The sequence below is a fragment of the Rhodococcus sp. NPDC057529 genome (genome assembly GCF_042802055.1).
Classification (GTDB): Bacteria; Actinomycetota; Actinomycetes; order Mycobacteriales; family Mycobacteriaceae; genus Rhodococcus_F.
The window spans coordinates 233,016-254,019 of record NZ_JBHVEY010000001.1 but is presented as its reverse complement, the minus strand read 5'-3'; the positions used below and the strand labels follow the sequence as shown (position 1 = coordinate 254,019).

Annotated in this window: 18 protein-coding genes and 1 pseudogene; 10 read left to right on the top strand and 9 right to left on the bottom strand. The window is 66.6% G+C overall.

Going from position 1 to position 21,004, the window contains the following annotated elements; genetic code table 11:
* Positions 1-150: 150 nt before the first annotated feature.
* The 4 genes from ACFU5V_RS01180 to ACFU5V_RS01165 form a co-directional block, all read right to left on the bottom strand.
* Positions 151-543, bottom strand: coding sequence for a hypothetical protein (locus ACFU5V_RS01180; protein WP_378696162.1), 393 nt, complete (start codon positions 541-543; stop codon positions 151-153).
* Between the two features lie 394 nt (positions 544-937).
* The gene (locus tag ACFU5V_RS01175; RefSeq protein WP_378696161.1) at positions 938-1,570 is read right to left on the bottom strand and encodes an SDR family oxidoreductase; all 633 of its coding nucleotides are present in this window, start codon (positions 1,568-1,570) and stop codon (positions 938-940) included.
* A 67-nt stretch (positions 1,571-1,637) separates the two neighbouring features.
* A complete protein-coding gene (locus ACFU5V_RS01170) occupies positions 1,638-2,555 on the bottom strand; it encodes an alpha/beta hydrolase family protein (RefSeq protein ID WP_378696159.1) in 918 nt (305 codons plus the stop codon).
* A 189-nt stretch (positions 2,556-2,744) separates the two neighbouring features.
* Entirely contained in the window at positions 2,745-3,806 is a 1,062-nt protein-coding gene (locus tag ACFU5V_RS01165) for an alpha/beta hydrolase (RefSeq protein WP_378696157.1), read from the bottom strand.
* Positions 3,807-3,985: 179 nt separating this feature from the next.
* Between ACFU5V_RS01165 and ACFU5V_RS01160 the strand changes: the two genes are divergently transcribed.
* The gene (locus ACFU5V_RS01160; RefSeq protein WP_378696155.1) at positions 3,986-4,789 is read left to right on the top strand and encodes an SDR family oxidoreductase; all 804 of its coding nucleotides are present in this window, start codon (positions 3,986-3,988) and stop codon (positions 4,787-4,789) included.
* 253 nt (positions 4,790-5,042) lie between these two features.
* On the opposite strand, the gene ACFU5V_RS01155 is transcribed toward ACFU5V_RS01160, so the two are convergent.
* Together ACFU5V_RS01155 and ACFU5V_RS01150 are read right to left on the bottom strand one after the other, a co-directional pair.
* Entirely contained in the window at positions 5,043-6,332 is a 1,290-nt protein-coding gene (locus tag ACFU5V_RS01155; RefSeq protein ID WP_378696153.1) for an MFS transporter, read from the bottom strand.
* 613 nt (positions 6,333-6,945) lie between these two features.
* Positions 6,946-8,301: an NtaA/DmoA family FMN-dependent monooxygenase gene (locus ACFU5V_RS01150; RefSeq protein WP_378696151.1), complete on the bottom strand. Its 1,356-nt coding sequence runs from the start codon at positions 8,299-8,301 to the stop codon at positions 6,946-6,948.
* 124 nt (positions 8,302-8,425) lie between these two features.
* Here ACFU5V_RS01150 and ACFU5V_RS01145 point away from each other — a divergent pair, with 124 nt between their 5' ends.
* The 6 genes and pseudogenes from ACFU5V_RS01145 to ACFU5V_RS01120 all read left to right on the top strand — a co-directional run bounded on the left by ACFU5V_RS01145 (position 8,426) and on the right by ACFU5V_RS01120 (position 15,071).
* Entirely contained in the window at positions 8,426-9,058 is a 633-nt protein-coding gene (locus ACFU5V_RS01145; protein WP_378696149.1) for a TetR/AcrR family transcriptional regulator, read from the top strand.
* Between the two features lie 92 nt (positions 9,059-9,150).
* Positions 9,151-9,669, top strand: a pseudogene (locus ACFU5V_RS01140) (transposase); the annotation flags it as partial.
* A 1,119-nt stretch (positions 9,670-10,788) separates the two neighbouring features.
* Complete coding sequence (gene mmsB / locus ACFU5V_RS01135; RefSeq protein WP_378696147.1) at positions 10,789-11,715, top strand: 3-hydroxyisobutyrate dehydrogenase; 927 nt, start codon at positions 10,789-10,791, stop codon at positions 11,713-11,715.
* Positions 11,716-11,718: 3 nt separating this feature from the next.
* Positions 11,719-12,288, top strand: a complete 570-nt coding sequence (locus ACFU5V_RS01130) for an adenylate kinase (RefSeq protein WP_378696145.1) — start codon at positions 11,719-11,721, stop codon at positions 12,286-12,288.
* 51 nt (positions 12,289-12,339) lie between these two features.
* Entirely contained in the window at positions 12,340-13,842 is a 1,503-nt protein-coding gene (locus tag ACFU5V_RS01125; RefSeq protein WP_378696143.1) for an aldehyde dehydrogenase family protein, read from the top strand.
* A 14-nt stretch (positions 13,843-13,856) separates the two neighbouring features.
* Positions 13,857-15,071, top strand: a complete 1,215-nt coding sequence (locus ACFU5V_RS01120; protein ID WP_378696141.1) for a CaiB/BaiF CoA transferase family protein — start codon at positions 13,857-13,859, stop codon at positions 15,069-15,071.
* A gap of 15 nt (positions 15,072-15,086) precedes the next feature.
* Here ACFU5V_RS01120 and ACFU5V_RS01115 read toward each other — a convergent pair whose 3' ends face one another.
* Together ACFU5V_RS01115 and ACFU5V_RS01110 are read right to left on the bottom strand one after the other, a co-directional pair.
* Positions 15,087-15,998: a LysR family transcriptional regulator gene (locus tag ACFU5V_RS01115; protein WP_378696139.1), complete on the bottom strand. Its 912-nt coding sequence runs from the start codon at positions 15,996-15,998 to the stop codon at positions 15,087-15,089.
* Positions 15,995-16,468 carry a MarR family winged helix-turn-helix transcriptional regulator gene (locus tag ACFU5V_RS01110; RefSeq protein ID WP_378696137.1) on the bottom strand — a complete coding sequence of 158 codons (474 nt, stop codon included), beginning with the start codon at positions 16,466-16,468 and terminating at the stop codon, positions 15,995-15,997. The genes ACFU5V_RS01115 and ACFU5V_RS01110 overlap by 4 nt, the downstream gene beginning before the upstream one ends.
* Positions 16,469-16,599: 131 nt before the next feature.
* Here ACFU5V_RS01110 and ACFU5V_RS01105 point away from each other — a divergent pair, with 131 nt between their 5' ends.
* Genes ACFU5V_RS01105 through ACFU5V_RS01095 form a run of 3 tightly spaced genes read left to right on the top strand, consistent with a single transcriptional unit; the run spans position 16,600 to position 19,598 of the window.
* Positions 16,600-17,748 (top strand): isobutyryl-CoA dehydrogenase, encoded by a 1,149-nt coding sequence (locus ACFU5V_RS01105; RefSeq protein WP_378696135.1) that lies wholly within the window; start codon positions 16,600-16,602, stop codon positions 17,746-17,748.
* Positions 17,749-18,825, top strand: a complete 1,077-nt coding sequence (locus ACFU5V_RS01100; RefSeq protein ID WP_378696133.1) for an enoyl-CoA hydratase/isomerase family protein — start codon at positions 17,749-17,751, stop codon at positions 18,823-18,825. It abuts the gene before it with no gap.
* Entirely contained in the window at positions 18,822-19,598 is a 777-nt protein-coding gene (locus ACFU5V_RS01095; protein ID WP_378696131.1) for an enoyl-CoA hydratase, read from the top strand. Before ACFU5V_RS01100 ends, ACFU5V_RS01095 begins: the two co-directional genes overlap by 4 nt.
* A gap of 90 nt (positions 19,599-19,688) precedes the next feature.
* Here the strand turns inward: ACFU5V_RS01095 and ACFU5V_RS01090 are convergent, their stop codons facing one another.
* Positions 19,689-20,888, bottom strand: coding sequence for an MFS transporter (locus tag ACFU5V_RS01090; protein ID WP_378696129.1), 1,200 nt, complete (start codon positions 20,886-20,888; stop codon positions 19,689-19,691).
* Between the last annotated feature and the right edge of the window lie 116 nt (positions 20,889-21,004).

Sequence of the window (21,004 nt, the reverse complement as noted above, 5' to 3'; positions counted from 1 at the left end):
CCTCCGCGCTGGCGGCCGGACTGTCCCGCTGGTGGTTCGGATTGCTGCACAGGACTCTACGCCGCCCCACGCAACGGGTGGTAACAGTACGGCGCGCCATCGACAGTGCACCTTGTCGCCGCGACCGGGGGGCCCTTCGGCGCCACGCGGTCAGGCCAGGCGCAGGTATCCGGCGATGCGGGGCAGGAAGGTCAGCGCCGCGCCGTCGCCGAGGGCGGAGCGGATACCGGCGGTGACATCGGCGTCGGGCTCGCCGAACACCTCGAAGCCCTCGACCTCGCAGTGTTCCATCACTCCCTGGATGTAGGGGTCGGAGAGCTGCCAGTGCAGCCGCACCGCGTCGGAGTCCCGGTAGAGCTGGAAGCTGTGGGCGAGCATCCGCTCCTCGTCCACGAACGTCTGGACCATGAGCTGCGGCCCGTGCTCCTCGGCGAAGTCCACGGCCCGGGCGATGGCTTCGCGGAACGGGTCCAGGTGGCCCGGGGTTATGCGCATGGTGTTGCGGAACAGCAGGGTCGTATCGTGCGCCTCGTGAGTGGTCATACGTAGACCCTCCGACATCAACCCCGGTTGAGGTCAAGCCTGTCTCGAGATTCGGGCGGCGACGTCAAGGAAAGGCAGCGCGGCGGCGCAGCGTTTCCACACCCACCGGGCCATCGCGGAACTGCACCGGGACCGGTTCAACGACCTCGAGTTCGCCGTGCCACTGCCCGATCGTTATTCGGCACGCGAGAATGCCGCTCCACTGCGAACCTCTGTCAGATTCAGAGGACGACTGCACTGCCAGCTGGCGCCTTGCTAACGCGTGCAGTCGACTTCTGCCCATACCGGCTCATGAGTCACGGGACGCGGGCGCACTGTTCTCAGGCAGAGGGAGCGGTCAGCGACACGCCTTTTCGCTCACCCGTGGACGACACTCGCGACGCGGATCGGCCCTTCATACGAAGGCGGGCTTGTCGCCATCGCTGCCGGGCTTGTTGATGCCCAAATTCGCACCTGACTCCCGGCTCGGGTCCTTGACGAGGCCGACGATGAGGGCGGCGACGCTCTTGCGACTGACCTCGGTCCCCTTGAAGGGTTCGCCCTTCTGGGTGACCTCGAAATCGACCTCGTCATGGTCGGTCAGCCAGGCGGGTCGGAGGATGGTGTAGTCGAGGCCCGAGGTCTCGATGACGTCGGCTGCGGCGCGGTAGGGCCCGAGCATGCTGCCGATCTGCCGGCGGTTCCACTCCCCGAACTTGCCCGGCACTTCGTCGTAGATGCCCAGGGCGGTGACGAACACCAGTCGCCGTACATCGACGGCCGTCATCGACGCGGCGATGGTGCGGGCCTGCTGGTCCAGTTCGCCGGCGAGGTTGGCGTAGACCAGGTCGTGGCCGCGCACGGCGGCCTCGAGGCGCGCATGGTCGAGGACGTCACCCGCGAGCACGCGGGCGTTCGCTGGGACGTCGGTGAGTTGCGCCGGGTTTCGCAGGAACAGCGTCTGTTCCACGTCCGCCGACTCCGCCAGCGACGCCACAGCATGTCGCGCGATTCGTCCACCCGCTCCGAGTATCAGAACCTTCGTCATTCTCTGTTTCTCTCTGTCCCCATGTCTGTGTGGCGTGGAGAACCCCGCACTCCGGGGTAGTGCCGGGTCATTTGAGGTGTTTGTCGAACCACCCGATCGCGACTTCGGGATGGACGCCGAAGTAGTTGTAGCCGTCGAAGCGGCGTTCGGTGCCCTCGATCCAGTGCAATTCTTTGTCGTCGACGGGAAGTGCGTCGTAGATCGATTGGACGTCCTCCGGGCGGGTCATCGTGTCGTGGTGAACCTGCGCGACGAGCGTCGGCACGGTGACCGCCTTGACGTGCTCGAGCGGTGACTGCTCGGCGAGGTGAAATCCGGTCCGCTCGTGCACGGCCCTGTCGAACTTCTCGTAGCCGTCGGTCATGCCGACGCCCTTGACGAACTCCTCGACGACGTACTTGGCCGACACCGGCTGCAACATGACCATCGCCTGGATCTCGGAGAACTCCTCCGGGTGTTTCGACCAGGCGACCGCCGTGGAGTCGGCGCCGAGGCACACCGACAACAGGACCTTCGTCATGTTCTTGGTGTCCGGGCGTGAGGCGGCGTAGCGCAGGGACCCGATCACGTCGCGGTACTCGAGCAACCCGATGCCGACGATGCCGCCGTTGCCCTGCCCGCTGAGGCCGTGGTTGCGGATGTCGTAGGCGAGGATGTTGTAGCCGGCGTCGTGCAACGCCTTGTACTCGGGCAGAAAGTTGATCTCGAATCCGCCGAACCCACCGAATTCGGGGAGGTGGCCGGGGTATCCGTACCGGTTGCCCGGCAGGAAGTGGTTGTGAATGATCAGTTTGTCGGAGTCGGCGGGGATGAACCACCCTTCGAGTGGCACGCCGTCCGTGGACGGGAAGGTCACGTCCTCGTAGTCCAGTCCCACCTCGTCGGGTCGCCGCAACACGGGCGCTCGCCGTCCGGCGGTCGTGCCCGTGGTCCACAGCGCCACGAAGGAGTCGAACGCGGCCTGGGCCTTGTCTTCGTCAGCCATCGGATGTCTTCCTTTCCGGCGCCGGAGCGCCATACCGGGTACTTCGCCGCAGCGGACGCTTCTGCTGTCGCGGTCCGGGTGCCCTGCGACGAAGCTCAACCATTACCGAGTGTTCTTCCCACCCGCCGACGTATCCAGGTGCTGCCAGCCCTCCCTTGTGTCGACGCCGGGCAGGGGTGGAGGGGTCAGTCAGACGTGTTCGGCGAGAAACGGAATGGCCCGATCCAGTATCTGGGTGACCGCGTTCTTCTCGTCGTAGAGGTCGTAGTGGGTGCCGCCCGCGATCTCCACCAGTTCCTTGTCCTTGGATGCGGCGCGACGATAGATTTCGCGGCCGTCGCGATAGGCGCCGAAGGCCCCGGGGACGTCACCGATCGCCACCAGCAGCGGTTGTGTGAGGAGCTTTTCCGCGCGATTGAATGCGTCCCAGCCCACCGCCTTGGACTGATACGAGAACAGCGCTCGGGTAGCCCCGTTGGGCTGTTCGCCGCGGGGGGTGCGGTAGTACAGGGTGGCCTCGTACAGGTCGACCTCGGTCGCGCCGGATTTCTCGGCCGCGTCGGGCGAGTCAGGCAGGTAGTTGTTGACCTTGGCTTCTCCGCCGCGGGCCTCCGCGGTGCGCTGCGCGGCCATCTGCTCGAGTGCGCCCACCGGGTCGAACTGAGAAAATTCCTCGTTCATCAGGCGTCCGAAGTTCACGCCTGTCACGCTGACGACGGCCTTGAAGCGTCGTTCGGTCATCGCGGAGTTGATGCAGTAGCCCCCGCTGCCGCAGACGCCGAGCACGGCGATGCGGTCGGCGTCGATGAAGTGCTGGGTGACGAGGTAGTCCACGACATGGCTGAAGTCGGCTGCGCGTTGGGTCGGATCTTCGATGAAGCGAGGTTGGCCGCCGGATTCGCCCTGGAAGCTGGCGTCGAACGCGATCGCGACGTAGCCCTCCTTGGCCAGTGCGGCGCCGTAGATGCTGCCGGCGGTCTGCTCTTTGCAACTACCGATCGGATGGCCACACACCACCGCCGGGTACTGCTTGTTTTCGTCGAAATCGGGGGGGAGCAGAAGGTTGGCGGCGATCTCCCACGCCAGCGCCGGCACCCGGACGCTGCGGATCTCTCCGTCATAGCCGGGATCGTAGGTCTCGACGTGTCGGTTGCTTCCGGTCTTCGTGCTGTCGGTCATCTCGTACACCCTTCGTCGTTGCCAGACAGAAGAAGCCTCATGCCTGTCACGGAGTCCGTGCTGCCGCCGCATCGAACGTAACGCTGCGATCACCCCCTGAACCAGGGGCTGGGAGTACCCCCTCTCGAGAGCACCTGGTAAGTGCGGGCGGCGGCCAGCACCCTGGTGCAGTGTTCGCCGGCGACCGCGGGTGAACCTGCCGCACGGCTCCCCTGCCCTGGGCACGGCTGATGCTACGAAGGGAATCTTTCATGGCCAAAACAGTCCTCGTCACCGGCGCGTCGTCCGGATTCGGCGAGACTCTCGTCGTTGCTTTCGCACACGCCGGCTGGAACGTCGCCGCGACGATGCGCAACCCGGCCAAAGCTCCCGCGAGCCTGCACGAGCTGTCGAACGTCCTCGTCCAGCACCTCGACGTCACCGACGAGACGTCGATCCGCGACGCCGTCGCGACGGTGGAGTCGCGCTTCGGACCGGTCGACGTGTTACTCAACGTCGCGGGAAATGTCGTCCAAGGCACCCTCGAAGAACTCTCACTCGATCAGGTCCGAGCCCAACTCGAAACCAACGTCGTCGGCCTCGTCGCGGTGACCAAGGCGCTCCTGCCCGGAATGCGGCAGCGCCGCAACGGACACATCATCAACTTCTCCTCCGGCGGCGGTCTCGTCGGCGTACCGCGGCTCGACGCCTACGTCGCGTCCAAGTTCGCGGTCGAGGGCCTCAGCGAGGCACTGTCACGGGACGTCTCTCACCTCGGTCTGCAGGTCACCATCGTCGAGCCGGGGGTCTTCGAGACCGGGCTCGGCGACTCCGCGGTGCCGCCGTCGCGCACCATCGATGCATACGCGCCGGCCACCGACCAACTACCCGGCCTCTACGACTGGACCCCCGGCAACCTCGAAGGTGCGGCGCGGACCATCGTCTCGATCGCCGACCAACCCGATGCGCCACTGCGCCTCTACGTCGGGCACGGACTCGACGACGTGCGCAGGCACTACCAGCAGCGACTCGACGACTGGGCGGCCGCCGAACACCTCACACGCGCCACCCTGTGAGCGATCGGCCGACGTCCAATGCAGCTCGCGCGATCCCAAAAGGCTTGTAGCTGAATTGGTTGCGCCGTGGTTCGGGTTGGCGGGGCGGTGTCGGCCGATGGCCCCGAGTCGGCCCGGGCCCCGAAATTGTCCGGCGCGTTCGTCGCGGAAACATCTGGCACGGTGTGTCGGGTTGGGATGTACCCCAACCCGACACACCACCCCCACCAACCCAACCGTCCTCCCCCGGAAACGCCGATTTCGGTGGACCGCGCTACGCCGTGGCCAGCGCAGGTTCGTCCGCTGTGCGGCGGGTAGCAGTGATGAGGGGAACGAGGGTGACCAGCGCCGCACCGACGATCGCAGGAATGGCAAAGGAGTAGAAGCTCCACCGAGCACCAAAACCGGCGTCGAGAATCCAGCCGGCCATCGCGGGCCCCACCAGTGCACCGATACGGCCGAGGCCCATCACGACACCAACTGCAGACCCGCGGTTGGCCACCGGGAAGTTGCTGGCGACGTAGCCGTAGAGCACCGCATTGGTCCCGGTACCACCGATCCCGGCACCCAAGATCGCGAGCATGAGCCATCCGGTGTCGAGCTTGTTGCTCAGAGCCAACAGGGAGACGGCACCCACGACGAACAGGACCATCACGACCCGCGCACACCCGACACGATCAGCCAGGTACGAGCCGGCGACGGAGCCGATTGCGCCCCCGGCCTGCAGCACCAGCATGAAGGTCAATGCCGAGCCGAGCGCGTAGCCCTGCTCGCGCATCAGCGCCGGTGCCCAGGTGTTGAGTCCGTACACGACAACATTCACACAGATGCTGATCACGACGAATACGACGAGCGGAAGCACCCACGGACGTTCGAACAGCCGACGAACTCCCTGTGTACCCGACACGGACTCCCTTCGGCTGCGGGCGGCAGATGCGGCGATGGTGTCGTAGTCGCGCCCGTAGGCCTCGGCCAGTGCACGTGCCTCGGCTTCGCGACCGCGCGCGTCGAGGTAGTCCACGGATTCGGGCAGACGGAAGTACATGATCGGCATCAGCACCACGAAGACCATGCCCAGACCGAACAGGACTCGCCAGTCGTGATGGGGGAGAATCCAGATTGCCGCCAACGAGGCAAGGACACCACCGACGGAGAATCCGGTGAGCATCGCACCGTTGTACAGCAGCCGCCGATTCCGCGGTGCGTATTCCATGGTCAACGCGACCGCCGACGGAACGACACCGCCGATACCGATGCCCGTGAGGAACCTCGCGACCCCGAACACCTCGACGTTCATCGCGAGGGCGGAGAGCAGCGAGCCCGCCGAAATCCACACGACTCCGATGAGCATGAGCTTGCGACGGCCGATCCGGTCGGCGAGTGGGCCGGCGGTCACGAATCCGACCATGAGGCCACCCAGCGTCCAGCTGCCGATGAGACCCGCAGTGCCGGGGGTGAGATGCCAGCCCGGTTCGTGCAGGATCTTGGGGAGTGCGACCCCGTACACGACCATGTCATAGCCGTCGGCAACGATCGTGAGAAAGCACAGGATCAGGACAGTCAAACCGCTTCGGGGACGGCTCTGAGGTCTGGGCACGGAATCCTCCAGGAAATGGCAGTGTGCGAGCAAGGCTGTATCTGCGGGCGACGATGATGTGCTGCGCAGGTTGCGGATTCAAGATTGCGACCTACCTCACACCGCACATTATGCATGATGCTTCGGAGGAATCAAGCGGCAAATCGGCATCGACTACGTCCGAGTTGCGGCATGAGTTCCCCCGCGGCGGCGGGATTCGTCAGCGCGGCGGATCGGAAACGCGCCGGGTAACACGCCGATGCAGGCTTCCCTGCAGAGGGGGCGTGGCATTGCCGGCCGGGTGTGCCGAGCAGCAGAACGGCGATCGGACGATCCGACGCCGCAGTCCAAACTATGAAACTTCACAGTTCAAGACATGGGATGGCCGAGGCGGCCATCGCTGGTAGGACACTCGGCGCGACCGGCGCCAGCCTAGGTTCCGGAATATATTATATTTCGAAACGGGATATTTGGTTTGTTATCTGATTAGACGCCACTCAGCCGGGGTTCGATTCTTCGGCCAGGTTGGGACGCCCACCCTCAGGATCTCAACGGCACGATCCCACAGCGCCTCGTTGCCTTGGGTCGCGGGTCAGCGGGTTCATACCCGCTGCGATGTCTTGGTGCCGGAAAGGGCCGGGTGACTTTCGGGCAGGCCGTTCTGGTACGGGATGCCGAGGTGCTCACGCAGGGTGGTACCCCCGTACTCGGTGCGAAACAGGCCGCGCCGCTGCAGGATCGGCACCACGTGGTCGACGAAGTCCTCGACGCCGTCAATGGCGTCGGGAGTGATGTTGAAACCGTTTCCCATGCCGGCTTCGAACCATTGCTGCAGCATGTCGGCTACCTGTTCGGGGGAGCCGACGGCGACCGGGTGGTAGTTGATCGGCCCGTGGGCGATGACGTCGCGGACCGTCCAGCCTTCCTTCGCCAGGCGGAGTGCGAGCGGCGCGCGTGGGTCGCCGGGGTGCGCACGAGCCCCGCGCAGCCGATCCTCGGGTACCGGTTTGTCGAGGTCCTCCATGTCCAGCGACACCCCGATCTGCGTGCCGAGGTAGGCGACCCTGGACTCCAGATCACCGAGTTCGTCCAGCTCCCGACGCCGCTGGAGAGCCTCACGCTCGGTGGAAGCGACCGACGTGATGATCCCGTTGAAGATCGTCATGTGATCGGGGTTCCGGCCGTAGGCCTGCGCGGCCTGCCGGACCGCCCGCCAGTGGGCCGCACCGGAGGCAATGTCGAAGGGGCCGTTGTAGACCCCGTTGGCATACAGCCCGGCCAGTTCCAGCCCGTTGGCGCCGCCGCCGGCCTGAAACACCACCGGTTGGCCCTGCGGAGAGGGCGGCAGGTCCAGCGGACCACGGGAGAACATCCGCTCGCCACGTACATTCACCGGGCCGATCCGCTCGGCGTCGGCGAAGCGCCCGTTCTCCTTGTCGAGCAGTGCACCTTCGGGCCAACTCCCCCACAGCGCCATCACCGACGTGATGAACTCGTGGGCCTGCGCATAGCGTTCGGCGCGGTCGGGCACCTCGGCGCCGTAGTTGAGGGCGGCCTCGGGGCGTCCGGTGGTCACAGCATTCCAGCCGACCCGGCCGCCGCTGATCAGATCCAGGGCGCGGAACTGGCGGGCGACCGTGTAGGCGTGGTTGAACGTCGTGGACGACGTGGCGACCAGACCGATCCGCTCGGTCGCCCGGGCGAGCGCGGTTAGCAGCACAACCGGTTCCAGTGGTGCCCACGACGGCCAACCGGTCGCCGGATCGTCCACGATCGCGGGGGTGTCGGCGAAGAAGACCGCGTCGAACTTGCCCCACTCGGCGGCCTGGACCGCTCGAACGACGGGATCGACGTTGATGTAACCATCGGCCTGGACGCCCGGCCAGCGCCAGGAGCCCCGCTCGATCCCCGTACCGCCGGGAATCTGCATGGTCAGATGCATCTGTGATGTGGGCATATGGTGTCCTCGTGTGCGCTGAGCTCGACCTATTCACAAAACGGAGTCAGTCTCCGCTTTCGCGGCAGACGATACGGAGGTAGCCTCCGGTACGCAAGGACCATCGCGGGACAGGAGGAAGGCCATGGCCGACCAGGGCCCTTCGGCGCGCAAACCACGCAAGGACGTGCTGCGCAACCGTGCCGAAATCCTCAACGTGGCGCTGCGGCACTTCACCGACCAGGGAATCGGAGCCTCACTGGAAGCCATCGCCGGGGAGGCCGGCGTCGGGCCCGCGACCCTCTATCGACACTTCCCCAGCCGCGAGGCGCTGCTCGCCGCCGCACTGGCCGCACGCGAGGAGGAGTTGCGCACCCGCCGTGTGGAGATCGAGCGGATCGCGGACCCGGACGAGGCGCTGAGGCAGTGGCTGCGCGCCCTCGAGGACTACCTCAGCCTGTTCAACGGGTTGCCCGACCCCGTCGTCAAGGCGCTCAAGGAGCCGGACTCCCCGCTCGCAGCATCCTGCGACAAACTGATCGAGGACACCGACCGCATACTCGCCACAGCACAACGTGACGGTACCGCCCGGGATACGGTCCACGCCGACACCCTGTTCCTCGCCGCCCTCTCTCTCGCCTGGGTCAAAGGCGCCCGGAACACCGACGACACCAGGATGCAGACCCTGCGGGTAATGATGGCAACCGGGTACATGGGCGGGCCAGCCCTTGAACTCGAAAACGAGAAGTCACGCCACACCAGACATCAGGGCGGCTGAGCGCCGTTCACGATTGCCTGACGGGCATTTCGCTCGTCGAGCCCGCGGGCTCGGGGGCGTCCGGCGACCCAGGCCTGCGGCCACGGTGCGGAACTGCGACCGAGGAGGCGCTACCTGGCGCGAGGGCGGTGATGGATCCGTTCCACGTGGTGCACCTCGCGGCGGAGAAGCTCACCGCCTGCCGGCAACGCATCCAGCAGGCGACGTGCGGTCACCGCGGGCGGGTCGGTGATCCGCTCTACGGGATCCGCCGGATCCTGCTCACCCGCACCGACCTGCTCACCGACAAACAGAAGACGAAACTCAAGGCTGCCCTGGACGCGAACGATGCGCACGCCGCGGTAGTGGTCACCGCGTGGTGTTACCAGGACCTGATCACCGCCTTCCCCGACCCGGATAAACGAGCCGGCAAGCTGTTGATGTTCAAGTTGCTCAAACGAATCCGATCCGGACTACCCGCAAGGTTGGAGGAGTTGGCACAGCTCGGGCGGAGCCTGTGGCGCCGGCGTCACGAGATCCTTGCCTACTTCGACGTCGGTGTCTCCAACGGTCCGGTCGAGGCGATCAACGGTCGCCTCGAGCACCGAGGTTGCCTTCGGGGGCTGAGGGATTAGCCGCTCGCCACCCGCAGGTCACCGTCCATTCGAGGTTTCCCTTGAGCGTTTCAGAGAGGATCTCGATCGCTGACTCTTCATGCGGGGCTGATCCGTCAACACCCATTCTCCGAGGTTTTCAGAGAGATCATCCGAACGCAATTGTTGTCGAGCCGCTCGTTCCACTTCAGGATCGGGAACCGACGAAAAGTAGGCCTGCCCTCGTCGCAACACGCAAACAACCACGTAGAGTACTCAAAGCACCCAAAGTCCCCTCACCGGTCGCGTCTCCGTCATGACGCACAACATGACACTTCATGACGAAAGGGCCACGCCCCTTTTCCGCCGGTGAACCCGCACAGACCGCGTCGAGCGCGGCAAGACGGCGCAGCAATCCTTTACCTCGCACAATGGCGTCAGCGTGTGGAATGGGTTGAACGTAGGGTGCGCTACGGACCGAGACCGCGACCGGCACGCGACAACAGAGTGACCATCACAGGCGAACTCACCGGATGCCCCGCGTGTGACAGTCGGCTTCTCGGCGACGGACCGCGGGACGGTCTCGAACGCCTTATGCGACGCGACGGCCGACGCGCTCACCGTCTTCGAGTCGCAGTTACCCGACTCGACAAGAGATATCGCGACGCAACTGTTGAAGTCGAGGCTCCCGCATCCCTCCCCTGGTGGGACAGGCGCATCCCCTGGGCATGAAATCAGCCCAGCAACCACGCTAGTAACCGGGGGCACTGCCGACTCCCGGCGTGCTTCTCAACGGAAGATGGCAGATGGAACATCGCCCCAATGGCCTGCCCGATCACCGTCTAATTGTCCGATAGCCGAACGCTGACCGGCGCGTCCCGAAAGCCGGCCGTCGACCGGAACTCACTGACCAGCGCTGTCCCGGTAGCCCCGTCTGATGACGATCATCAGCCCGGGGCCGTCAATCGGGATACCCCGAACGATCTTGATCACGCCGCCACCGCGGCGATGCAATTTTGCACATCCCCCTTGCAGGTTCGGTGATTCCACGATCGTCCCCGCGCGGGCACACTCGAAACCGTTCCCGGCGGAGAGCGACGCGCAGCGGCCCGCTTCCCCGGGGCTCCACGACCTGTTGTTCGGATCGATGCCCCGTGCGTGGAACGTCGGCAACCACAAGGAGTACAGATGAGCAAGATCGCTTTCCTCGGGCTCGGAAACATGGGCCTGGGTATGGCCACGAATCTGACGCGGGGCGGCCACACGGTCGTCGGATTCGATCCCTCCCCGGCAGCGGCGGAGAAGGCGAAAGCACACGGAATCGCCTCCGCCGACAGCGTTGTCGCCGCCGCCGAGGATGCCGACGTGATCATCACGATGCTGCCCAGCGGCAAGCACGTGCTCGACGTCTACGCCGACCTCGTTCCCGCTGCGCGGCCGGGAACCCTGTTCCTCGACTGCTCGACGATCGACGTCGCCGATGCGCGGGCGGCCGCCGAACTCGCCGTCACCGCCGGGCACCGTGCAGTGGACGCCCCCGTCTCCGGCGGCACCGTCGGTGCGGACGGCGGAACCCTCACATTCATGGTCGGTGGTCCGGCCGACGCGGTGGACCAGGCTGCCACGTTCCTCGACGCCATGGGGTCCCGCATCGTCCGATGCGGCGACGCCGGCGCCGGACAGGCCGCGAAGATCTGCAACAACATGATCCTGGGAATCTCCATGATCGCCGTCAGCGAAGCTTTCGCGCTGGGCGCCAAGCTGGGCCTGACCGACCAGGCACTGTTCGATGTCTCGTCGACCGCGTCCGGTCAGTGCTGGGCACTGACGACCAACTGCCCGGTCCCCGGACCCGTGCCGACCAGCCCCGCCAACCGCGACTACGCCGGCGGATTCGGGAGCGCGTTGATGCTCAAGGACCTGCGCCTCGCGCAGGCCGCCGCCACCGACAACGGGGTGGACACCTCGCTCGGACGGCGCGCGACCGAACTGTACGAACAGTTCGTCGCCCAGGACGGCCCGGGCCGCGACTTCTCCGCGATCGTGACGGCGATCCGTTCCGGCGCCCTCGACGCGAAGGCATGACCCGTGCGCATCATTCTGACCGGACCGCCCGGAGCGGGTAAAGGAACTCAGGCGCAGTCGCTTTCGTCGACACTGCAGCTCCCCCACATCTCGACCGGCGACCTGTTCCGCAGCCACATCGCGCAGGGCACGGAACTGGGCCGTCGAGCGAAAACGTTCCTCGATGCGGGCGAACTGGTACCGGACGAGGTCACCATCGGGATGGTGGTGGAGCGACTCGCCGACGACGACACGACCGCCGGGTTCATTCTGGACGGCTTCCCCCGCACCGTGGCTCAGGCGATCGCCCTCGACGACTTCCTGGCCGAGCAGCTGATCCAGATCAACGCTGTTCTCGATTTCTCGATCGCGGACGACGCCGTCGTCGGGCGGATGCTGGCCCGCGGACGCGCCGACGACACCGAGGACGTCATCCGTCGACGCCTGCGGGTCTATCACGACGAGACCCGCCCGCTGCTCGACTACTACTCGGCACTGCTGCTGACGGTCGATGCGGACGGCGACGTCGACGACGTCTATGCCCACGCGGTCGACGCGCTGTCCGAGCGCGGCAACGTCGCTCCATCCGCCTAGCACCTTCCCTGCACCCCGGCAGACCTATCCGTACTTCAAGGAGATTCCGACATGACCTCCACACAGTCCACACTCGCCGATCTCGAGATTCCCGAAGCCCGCGACTACCCCATGTTCGTCGACGGCAGTTGGGTGGAAGCCCGCTCCGGCGAATGGACGGACGTGACGACCCCGGTCCTGCGTGAGCACGTGATCGGCCGGGTCCCGTCGTCGAGCACCGAGGATGTCGATCGGGCGGTCCGTGCGGCGAACAAGGCGTTCCCGCAGTGGCGTTCCCAGCACTTCACCGCCAGGGCCCGGATCCTGGCGAAGATCGCCGACGCCATCGACGCCCGCTCCGAGGAACTCGCACGGCTCACCGCCCTCGACACCGGCAACGCGCTGCGCACCCAGGCCCGCCCCGAGGTCGTCACCCTGGCGAACCTGTTCCGCTACTTCGCCGGCGTCGCCGGTGAGATCAAGGGCACCGTGCTGCCCGCAGGCGACGACCAGCTGCAGTACTCCCGGCAGGAACCGCTCGGTGTCATCGGCGCCATCCTGCCCTGGAACTCCCCGCTGATGATCGCCGGCTTCAAGATCCCCGCGGCCCTCGTCGCCGGCAACACCGTCGTCGTCAAGGCCGCCGAGGCCGCACCGCTCAGCGTCCTGCTGCTCGCCGAGATCTGCGCCGAATACCTGCCCGCCGGTGTCCTCAACGTCATCACCGGATCCGGGTCGGTGGCCGGTGAGGCGCTCGTGCAGCACCCGGATGTCCACAAGGTGTCGTTCACCGGTTCCACCGAGGTCGGTCGCCACGTGGCCCGCGAAGCCGGTGGCCGCCTGGCGCACGTCTCCCTCGAACTCGGCGGCAAGAACCCCTCCATCGTGTTCCCCGACGTCGACGTCGACGACGACTTCATCAACCAGCTGCTGCTCTCGACCCGGGTGCACCGGCAGGGCCAGAGCTGCACCGCCGGATCCCGGCTGTTCCTGCACCAGGACATCTACGACCAGGTCCTCGACCGACTCGTCACCACCCTCGCCGGCCTGAAAGTCGGTAACCCGCTGGACGAGTCGACGGACATGGGCGCCATCATCAACGACAAGCAGTTCGCGTCGGTGAATGGATTCCTCGAGGACGGCCTGAGCTCGACGAAGGTCTCCACCGTCCTCGACGGCTCCCCCGACAGAATCGGCAACACCGACGGCTACTACATGGGCCCGACCGTCTTCTCCGGCGCCGACAACACCTGGCGACTGTCGCGGGAAGAGATCTTCGGACCCGCCCTGGTCGCGATCCCGTGGAACGACCACGCCGACGTCGTCGCGATGGCCAACGACTCGCACTACGGTCTGGCCGCGTACGTGTGGACGCACAACCTCGACCTCGCGCTCAATACCGCCCACGCCCTCGAAACCGGGTGGGTGCAGGTCAACCAGGGTGGCGGCCAGATGATCGGCCAGTCGTACGGCGGATACAAGCAGAGCGGCCTCGGCCGTGAGGTGTCCCTCGAGGGCATGATCGCCGGGTTCACCCAGACCAAGCAGGTCAACGTGCGCCTGCGCACACTCTGAGGAGGGAACGCATCATGACTGTCGGACCTCTGAACGACATCCTCGTCCTCGACGTCTCCCGGGCACTGGCCGGGCCGATCGCCGCGATGATGCTCGGCGACCTCGGCGCCCGCGTGATCAAGGTCGAAGCCCCGGGCACCGGCGACGACTCCCGCACCTGGGGGCCGCCGTTCGTCGGGCCGCAGGACGACCCGCAGTCGTCGTACTTCATGTCGGCGAACCGGAACAAGGAATCGATCGTGCTGGACCTGAAATCCGAGCACGGCAAGGACGCGCTGCGTCGCCTCATCCGGCAGGCGGACGTGCTGATCGAGAACCTCCGGCCCGGCGCCTTCGACCGCCTCGGATTTTCGACGGAGGTGCTCGAAGAACTCAACTCACGGCTGATCACGTTGTCGATCACCGGGTTCGGGCACGACGGGCCGGAAGGATCCCGCGCGGGCTACGACCAGATCGCCCAGGGCGAGGCCGGACTCATGTCGGTGACCGGTGACCCCAACGGGGAACCGACGCGGATCGGTGTGCCGATGGCGGACGTGCTCGCGGGTGTCCACGGGACTGCCGGAGTGTCGGCGGCGCTGGCGGCCCGGGAGAAGACCGGCAAGGGCATGGTGGTCCGGACGTCGCTGTTGGCCGCGGCCGTCAGCGCGCACACCTTCCAGGGCACGAAGTGGACCGTCGGCGGTCAGGTCGCGCAGCGGTCCGGCAATCACCATCCGCAGATCGCCCCGTACGGCAGTTTCCGCTGCGCGGACGGCTACGTGCAGGTCGCGGTCGGCAGCGAGGCGATCTGGGCGAAATTCGCCCCGGTCGCCGGTCTGTCGGCCGACGATCCGCGGTTCGCGGTCAACCGTGACCGGGTCGCGGCCCGGGATGCACTGATCGCCGCCATCGAGGCCGACTTCGCCGGTCGTACCCGGGTCGACGTGCTCGCCGCGCTCGAGGCCGCGGGTGTTCCCGCGGGATCGATCCGGACGATCGACGAGGTGTACGAGTGGGAGCAGACCCGCAGCCAGGGACTGCTGCTCGAGGTCGAGCACCCGGTGGTGGGACCCGTGCAGTTGCCCGGTCCGTCCTTGCGGATGGAATCGGCACGCGGCGACTCGCTGGTGCGCGCCGAGCATGCAGCACCACCGGTGCTCGGGCAGCACACCGAACAGATCCTCGACTGGCTCGACGCGGTGGACGCCGCCGATCCGCTCGACACCAGGGTGCCCGCGCAGGCGTGACGCCGACCGGCGGAACTACCTGGTGGGGACCAGTTCGTCTCGACGGCTGAGCGCCTCTTCCTGGATCGCTTGCCGCACAGCCTGTACCGCAGGATTGGTCAGGCTTTCGCGGCGAGCGGCCAGGGAGAAGGCGAGGCGGACGTCGACGGTGTCGGGCAGGATCCTGCGCAGATCGGCGTGCTGGTCGGCCATGAACGCCGGCAGCAGCCCGATGCCGCCGCCCGACCGGGTGGCCGCGACGTGCGCGAAGATGTTGGTGGACATGAATTTCGCCGCGACGCCGGGCAGATGCCGGCTCAAGTCGAGATCCCCGACCTGCAGCAGGGAGTCGACGAAGAAGACCAGCGGGTGCGCCGCCAACTCCTCGATGCTGCCGGGTTCACCGTGATCGCGGAAATACTGTTCGCTGCCGTACAACCCGAGCGAGTACTGGCACACCCGTTCGGAGACCAGCCGGCTGGTGATCGGTGTCCCCACCGCGACGGCCAGGTCGAACCCCGATTGATAGAGATTGAGTTGCCGTGTATCGGTGACCAATTCGACGACGAGATGCGGATGATTCATTCTCAGCTTGGCCAGCGCCGGAGCGACGAACAACGAGCCGAATCCGTCCGGGGCGGTGATCCGGACCGTTCCCCGGAGTGGATTCTCACTGATACCGAGGACCACGTCGGCCGCTTCCTGAACGGCCTCCTCGATCTGTTGCGCCTTCTCCGCGATCGATCGGCCGACATCGGTCAACTCCCACCCGTCGGCACTGCGCTGCAGCAGTCGGACGCCGAGGACCTTCTCGAGCGCGCGCACTCGCCTCGAGACGGTGGTGTGATCGACGCCCAGGTCCATCGCCGCGGATTGGCGACGACCGGTGCGCGCCACGGCGAGCAGGTACCGCAGATCATCCGAGCGAATGTTGCGTACGTCGATCACGGCCGACCCTCCGACATTTCGGCGGCCGCGGTCGATGCCCGCCGGGTTGCGGTGAGTAACTGTTGCAGGCCCTCGTGCAGACGGTGCATGTCCTGCGGGTCCGCGAGAGCGACGCCGTCGAGGGCCCGGCTCGCCGAGGCCCCCACCGCGAGGCCCTTGTCGGTGACCGTGACGAGGGTCGAGCGACGATCGGAGCGATTGATCGTCCGCACGCACAGCCCTGCCTCTTCGAGGCCGTCGACGAGCGTTCCGATGGTGGTCGGGTGCCGGTCCAGGGCACGGACGATGCGCACCATGGGCAGCGGGCCGTTCGCGGCGACCATCATCGCCAGGACCTCGTACCGGGCGAAGGACAGGCCGAGTGGGCGCAACGTGGAGTTGAGGTGATGGGTGATCAGCTTCTGCGTCTGCAGGACGGCGGCGATCAGCGCCGTGGCCGGCGCCGGGTGGGGTGGTTGCGTAGTGGCCACCGGTAGCCTCCTCGTGGTTCGTACTCGGGCATCCAATGAACGACCACTTTCGGGTCACATCCCACTGGCAATTTACATGGATATCCAACTATAGTACTTCCAACTACCCGAACCTGAAAGGGTCGATTTGTATGTTCACCTTGACCGATGACGAGCGGGCGATCAGTGACACGGCCCGTGATTTCGCGGCCGAGCATCTGGCGCCGCATGCGGTGGAGTGGGATCAGGCCAAGCATTTCCCGGTCGATGTGCTGCGGAAGGCGGCGTCGTTGGGGATGGGCGGGATCTACGTCCGCGAGGACGTGGGCGGCTCCGAGCTGAGCCGGGTCGATGCGGCCCGCATCTTCGAGCAGTTGGCGAAGGGGTGCCCGTCGATCGCCGCCTACATTTCCATCCACAACATGGTCACCTGGATGATCGACCGGTTCGGCACCGAGGAGCAGCGCCACGCCTGGGTGCCGGGGCTGTGTGCGATGGATCAGCTGGGCAGCTACTGCCTGACCGAACCCGGTGCCGGCTCGGATGCGGCGGCGTTGAGCACCCGGGCGGTCCGCGACGGCGACGACTACGTCCTGAATGGGGTCAAGCAGTTCATCTCCGGGGCCGGGACGTCGGAGGTGTATGTGGTGATGGCCCGCACCGGCGAGGGCGGGCCGCGCGGCATTTCGGCGTTCATCGTCCCGAAGGATGCGGTCGGGCTGTCGTTCGGGCCGAACGAGGTGAAGATGGGCTGGAACGCCCAACCGACCCGGCAGGTGATCTTCGAGGACGTGCGGGTGCCGGCGGGCAACCTCCTCGGTGCGGAGGGTGGCGGGTTCCGGATCGCGATGGCCGGCCTGAACGGGGGCCGGCTCAACATCGCCGCCTGCTCGGTCGGCGGCGCGCAGACCGCGTTGGACAAGGCCGTCGCGTATCTGGCGGACCGCAAGGCGTTCGGGTCGTCGTTGCTCGACTCGCAGGCGTTGCAGTTCCAGCTGGCGGACATGCGCACCGAGCTGGAGGCGGCCCGGACCCTGTTGTGGCGGGCGGCGGCCGCCCTGGAGGACGGTGCCCCGGACGTGGTGGAGTTGTGTGCGATGGCGAAGCGGTTCGCCACCGACACCGGCTTCGAGGTCGCCAACCGGGCGCTGCAGCTGCACGGCGGGTACGGCTATCTTGCCGAGTACGGGATCGAGAAGATCGTCCGCGACCTGCGGGTGCATCAGATCCTCGAGGGCAGCAACGAGATCATGCGAGTGGTCATCGCCCGCAGCGTCGTCAGAAACCGAGGAGTGGCATAAATGAGCGAACCAAACACCGACCCCGAAGTCCTCATCGACCAGCGCGACGGCCTCGGCCGGATCGTGCTGAACCGGCCCAAGGCGATCAACGCCCTCAACCACACCATGGTGACGCGGATCGCGGCGGCGCTGGCGGAGTGGGCCGGGGACGACGCGGTGAAGGCGGTGCTGATCACCGGCGCCGGGGACCGCGGGTTGTGCGCGGGCGGGGACATCGTCTCGATCTACCACGACGCCAAGGACGGGGGTACCGGGTCGCGGGAGTTCTGGCGGGACGAGTACATCCTCAACGCGACGATCGCGAACTACCCGAAGCCGTATGTGGCGGTCATGGACGGCATCGTGATGGGCGGCGGGGTCGGGGTGTCGGCGCACGGGAGTGTGCGGATCGTGACCGAGCGGTCGATGATCGGGATGCCCGAGACCGGGATCGGGTTCGTCCCCGACGTCGGCGGCACCTACCTGCTCGCCCGTGCCCCCGGGGAGCTCGGCACCCACATCGCGCTCACCACCGCCCGCCTGGGTGCGGGGGATGCGATCGCGTGCGGGTTCGCCGACCACTTCATCCCGTCGGAGAAGATCGGACAGTTCGTCGAGGCGCTGTCGAGCGTGTCGGTGGAGGCGGCGGTGGCGGAGTTCACCGAACCGGCCCCCGACTCGGACCTGCTGGCCCAGCGGGGGTGGATCGATGCCGCGTATTCCGCGGACAGCGTGACCGAGATCGTGGCCCGGCTGCAGGCCGGTGGGGTGCCGGAAGCGGCGAAGGCGGCCGGGCAGGTGCTGGCGAAGTCGCCGACCGCGTGCACGGTCACCCTCGCATCGCTGCGCCGGGCGCGGGTCGCGGGCAGCCTGGAGGAAGTCCTGAACGAGGAGTTCCGGGTGTCGGTGGCGTGCCTGGGTTCGGCCGATCTGGTCGAGGGGATCCGGGCGCAGGTCGTCGACAAGGACCGCAACCCGCGCTGGTCACCCGCCACCCTCGATGACGTGACCGACGCCGCCGTCGCACAGTTCTTCACCCCGCTCGGCGACCTCGAACTCGGCCTCACGGCCCCTACGACAATCGGAGATCAGCAGTGACCGACTACGACACCATCCTCCTCGACCGCAAGGGCCGGGTCGGAATCATCACCCTCAACCGCCCGAAAGCGCTGAACGCGTTGAACTCCCAACTGCTGCGCGAACTCGTGACGGCAATCGAGGAACTCGACAGCGACAGCGACATCGGCGCGATCCTCATCACCGGCTCCGACCGGGCGTTCGCCGCCGGCGCCGACATCAAGGAGATGCAGACCAAGTCGTACATGGACGTGTACCTCGACGACTTCTTCTCCATCGGCGACCGCATCGCCGCCGCCCGTAAACCCATCGTTGCCGCCGTGGCGGGATACGCCCTCGGCGGCGGGTGCGAACTGGCGATGATGTGCGACATCCTGCTCGCCGCCGACACCGCCAAGTTCGGTCAGCCCGAGATCAAGCTTGGCGTCATCCCCGGCATCGGTGGCTCACAGCGCCTCACGCGTGCCGTCGGCAAGGCCAAGGCGATGGAACTGTGCCTGACGGGCCGGACAATGGACGCCGTGGAGGCCGAACGCGCCGGACTCGTCGCCCGAATCGTCCCGGCCGCCGACCTGTTCGACGAGGCATTGCTCACGGCCACCACCGTCGCCGAGATGTCGCTGCCCGTCGCGATGATGGCGAAGGAAGCGGTCAACCGGTCCTTCGAGACCACCCTCAGCGAAGGGATTCGCTTCGAGCGACGCGTCTTCCACTCGACATTCGCCACCGAGGACCAGAAGGAAGGCATGGCCGCGTTCGTGGAAAAGCGGTCGCCGGAGTTCACCCACCGGTAGTTCCCCACCGACACGAACACCCCGCACCGAGCATCCGGTCCGGGGTGTTCGTGTGTGTACCGTCCTCGTCTTCCGCGAGCGGACACATCGCTACACCGGCACGACCACCGAATCGTTCTCCACCGGCTGATCTTTCGACCGGCGGTCGAGTGCGGTGGCGACGATGAGGACCGCGAGCGCGGCCACGGTCAGTGCGGCACCCATCCAGATCGGGGACGTGAAGCCGAGTCCCGCGGCGATGGTGATACCACCGAGCCAGGCCCCGAGTGCGTTGCCCACGTTGAAGGCGGCGATGTTGGCGCCGGACGCCATGGTCGGCGCCTGCGCCGCGTAGTTCATGATGCGCATCTGCAGTCCGGGGACGGTCGCGAATCCGAAGGCGCCCATGAAGAACAGGGCGACGATCGTCATCGGCTTGCTGCCTGCGGTGAGGGCGAACACGACGAGGACGACGGTGAGCACGGCGAGGACCGTGGTCAGCGTGCGGGTGAGGGCCTTGTCGGCGGCGCGTCCGCCGAGGACGTTGCCGACGAACAGGCCGCCGCCGAAGAGCACGAGAAGCCACGGGACGCTGGTCGACGCGAATCCGCCGACCTCGGTGAGGGTGAACGCGATGTAGGTGAACGCACCGAACATGCCGCCGAATCCGAGAATGGTGACGGCGATCGAGAACCACACCTGCGGATTCCGGAAGGCCCGCAGTTCTTTGCGCAGACCGGCAGGTTCCGGTGCGTCCGTCGGACGGGACACGGACGGCACCAGCGCGGTGATGCCGATCAAGGCCACGACGCCGATGACGGTGATGGCCCAGAACGTGGAGCGCCAGCCGAACTGCTGGCCGAGGAACGTGCCGAACGGGACGCCGAGAACGTTGGCGATCGTCAGTCCGGCGAACATCGTCGCGATCGCGGCGGCCCGCTTGCTCGCGGGCACGAGGTCGGCGGCGAGGACCGACCCGATGCCGAAGAATGCGCCGTGGCACAGGGCCGCGAGGACGCGTCCGCCCATCATGACCTCGTAGGTCGGGGCGACGGCCGACAGCAGGTTGCCGCCGATGAACAGCACCATCAGCGCCTGGAGGACTGTTTTGCGGTCGAATCGGGTGACCGCCGCGGTGATGACGATGGCACCGACGGCGACGGAGAGGGCGTAGCCGGAGATGAGGTAGCCGGCCACGGACTCGCTCACCTGAAAGTCGGCCGACACCTCCGGCAGCAGTCCCATGATGACGAATTCGGTGAGACCGATCCCGAAGCCGCCCATTGCGAGGGCGAGCAGACCCAGTGGCATCGCAGCCACTCCTTTCGTACAGACTCGAGAGATAAGAGCGCTAGCTCGAATACCGCGTCTGCAGTAGTTGCAGGCGCGTCATAAATAGTTGCACACGCCTGCTACGTGCGCAAGCT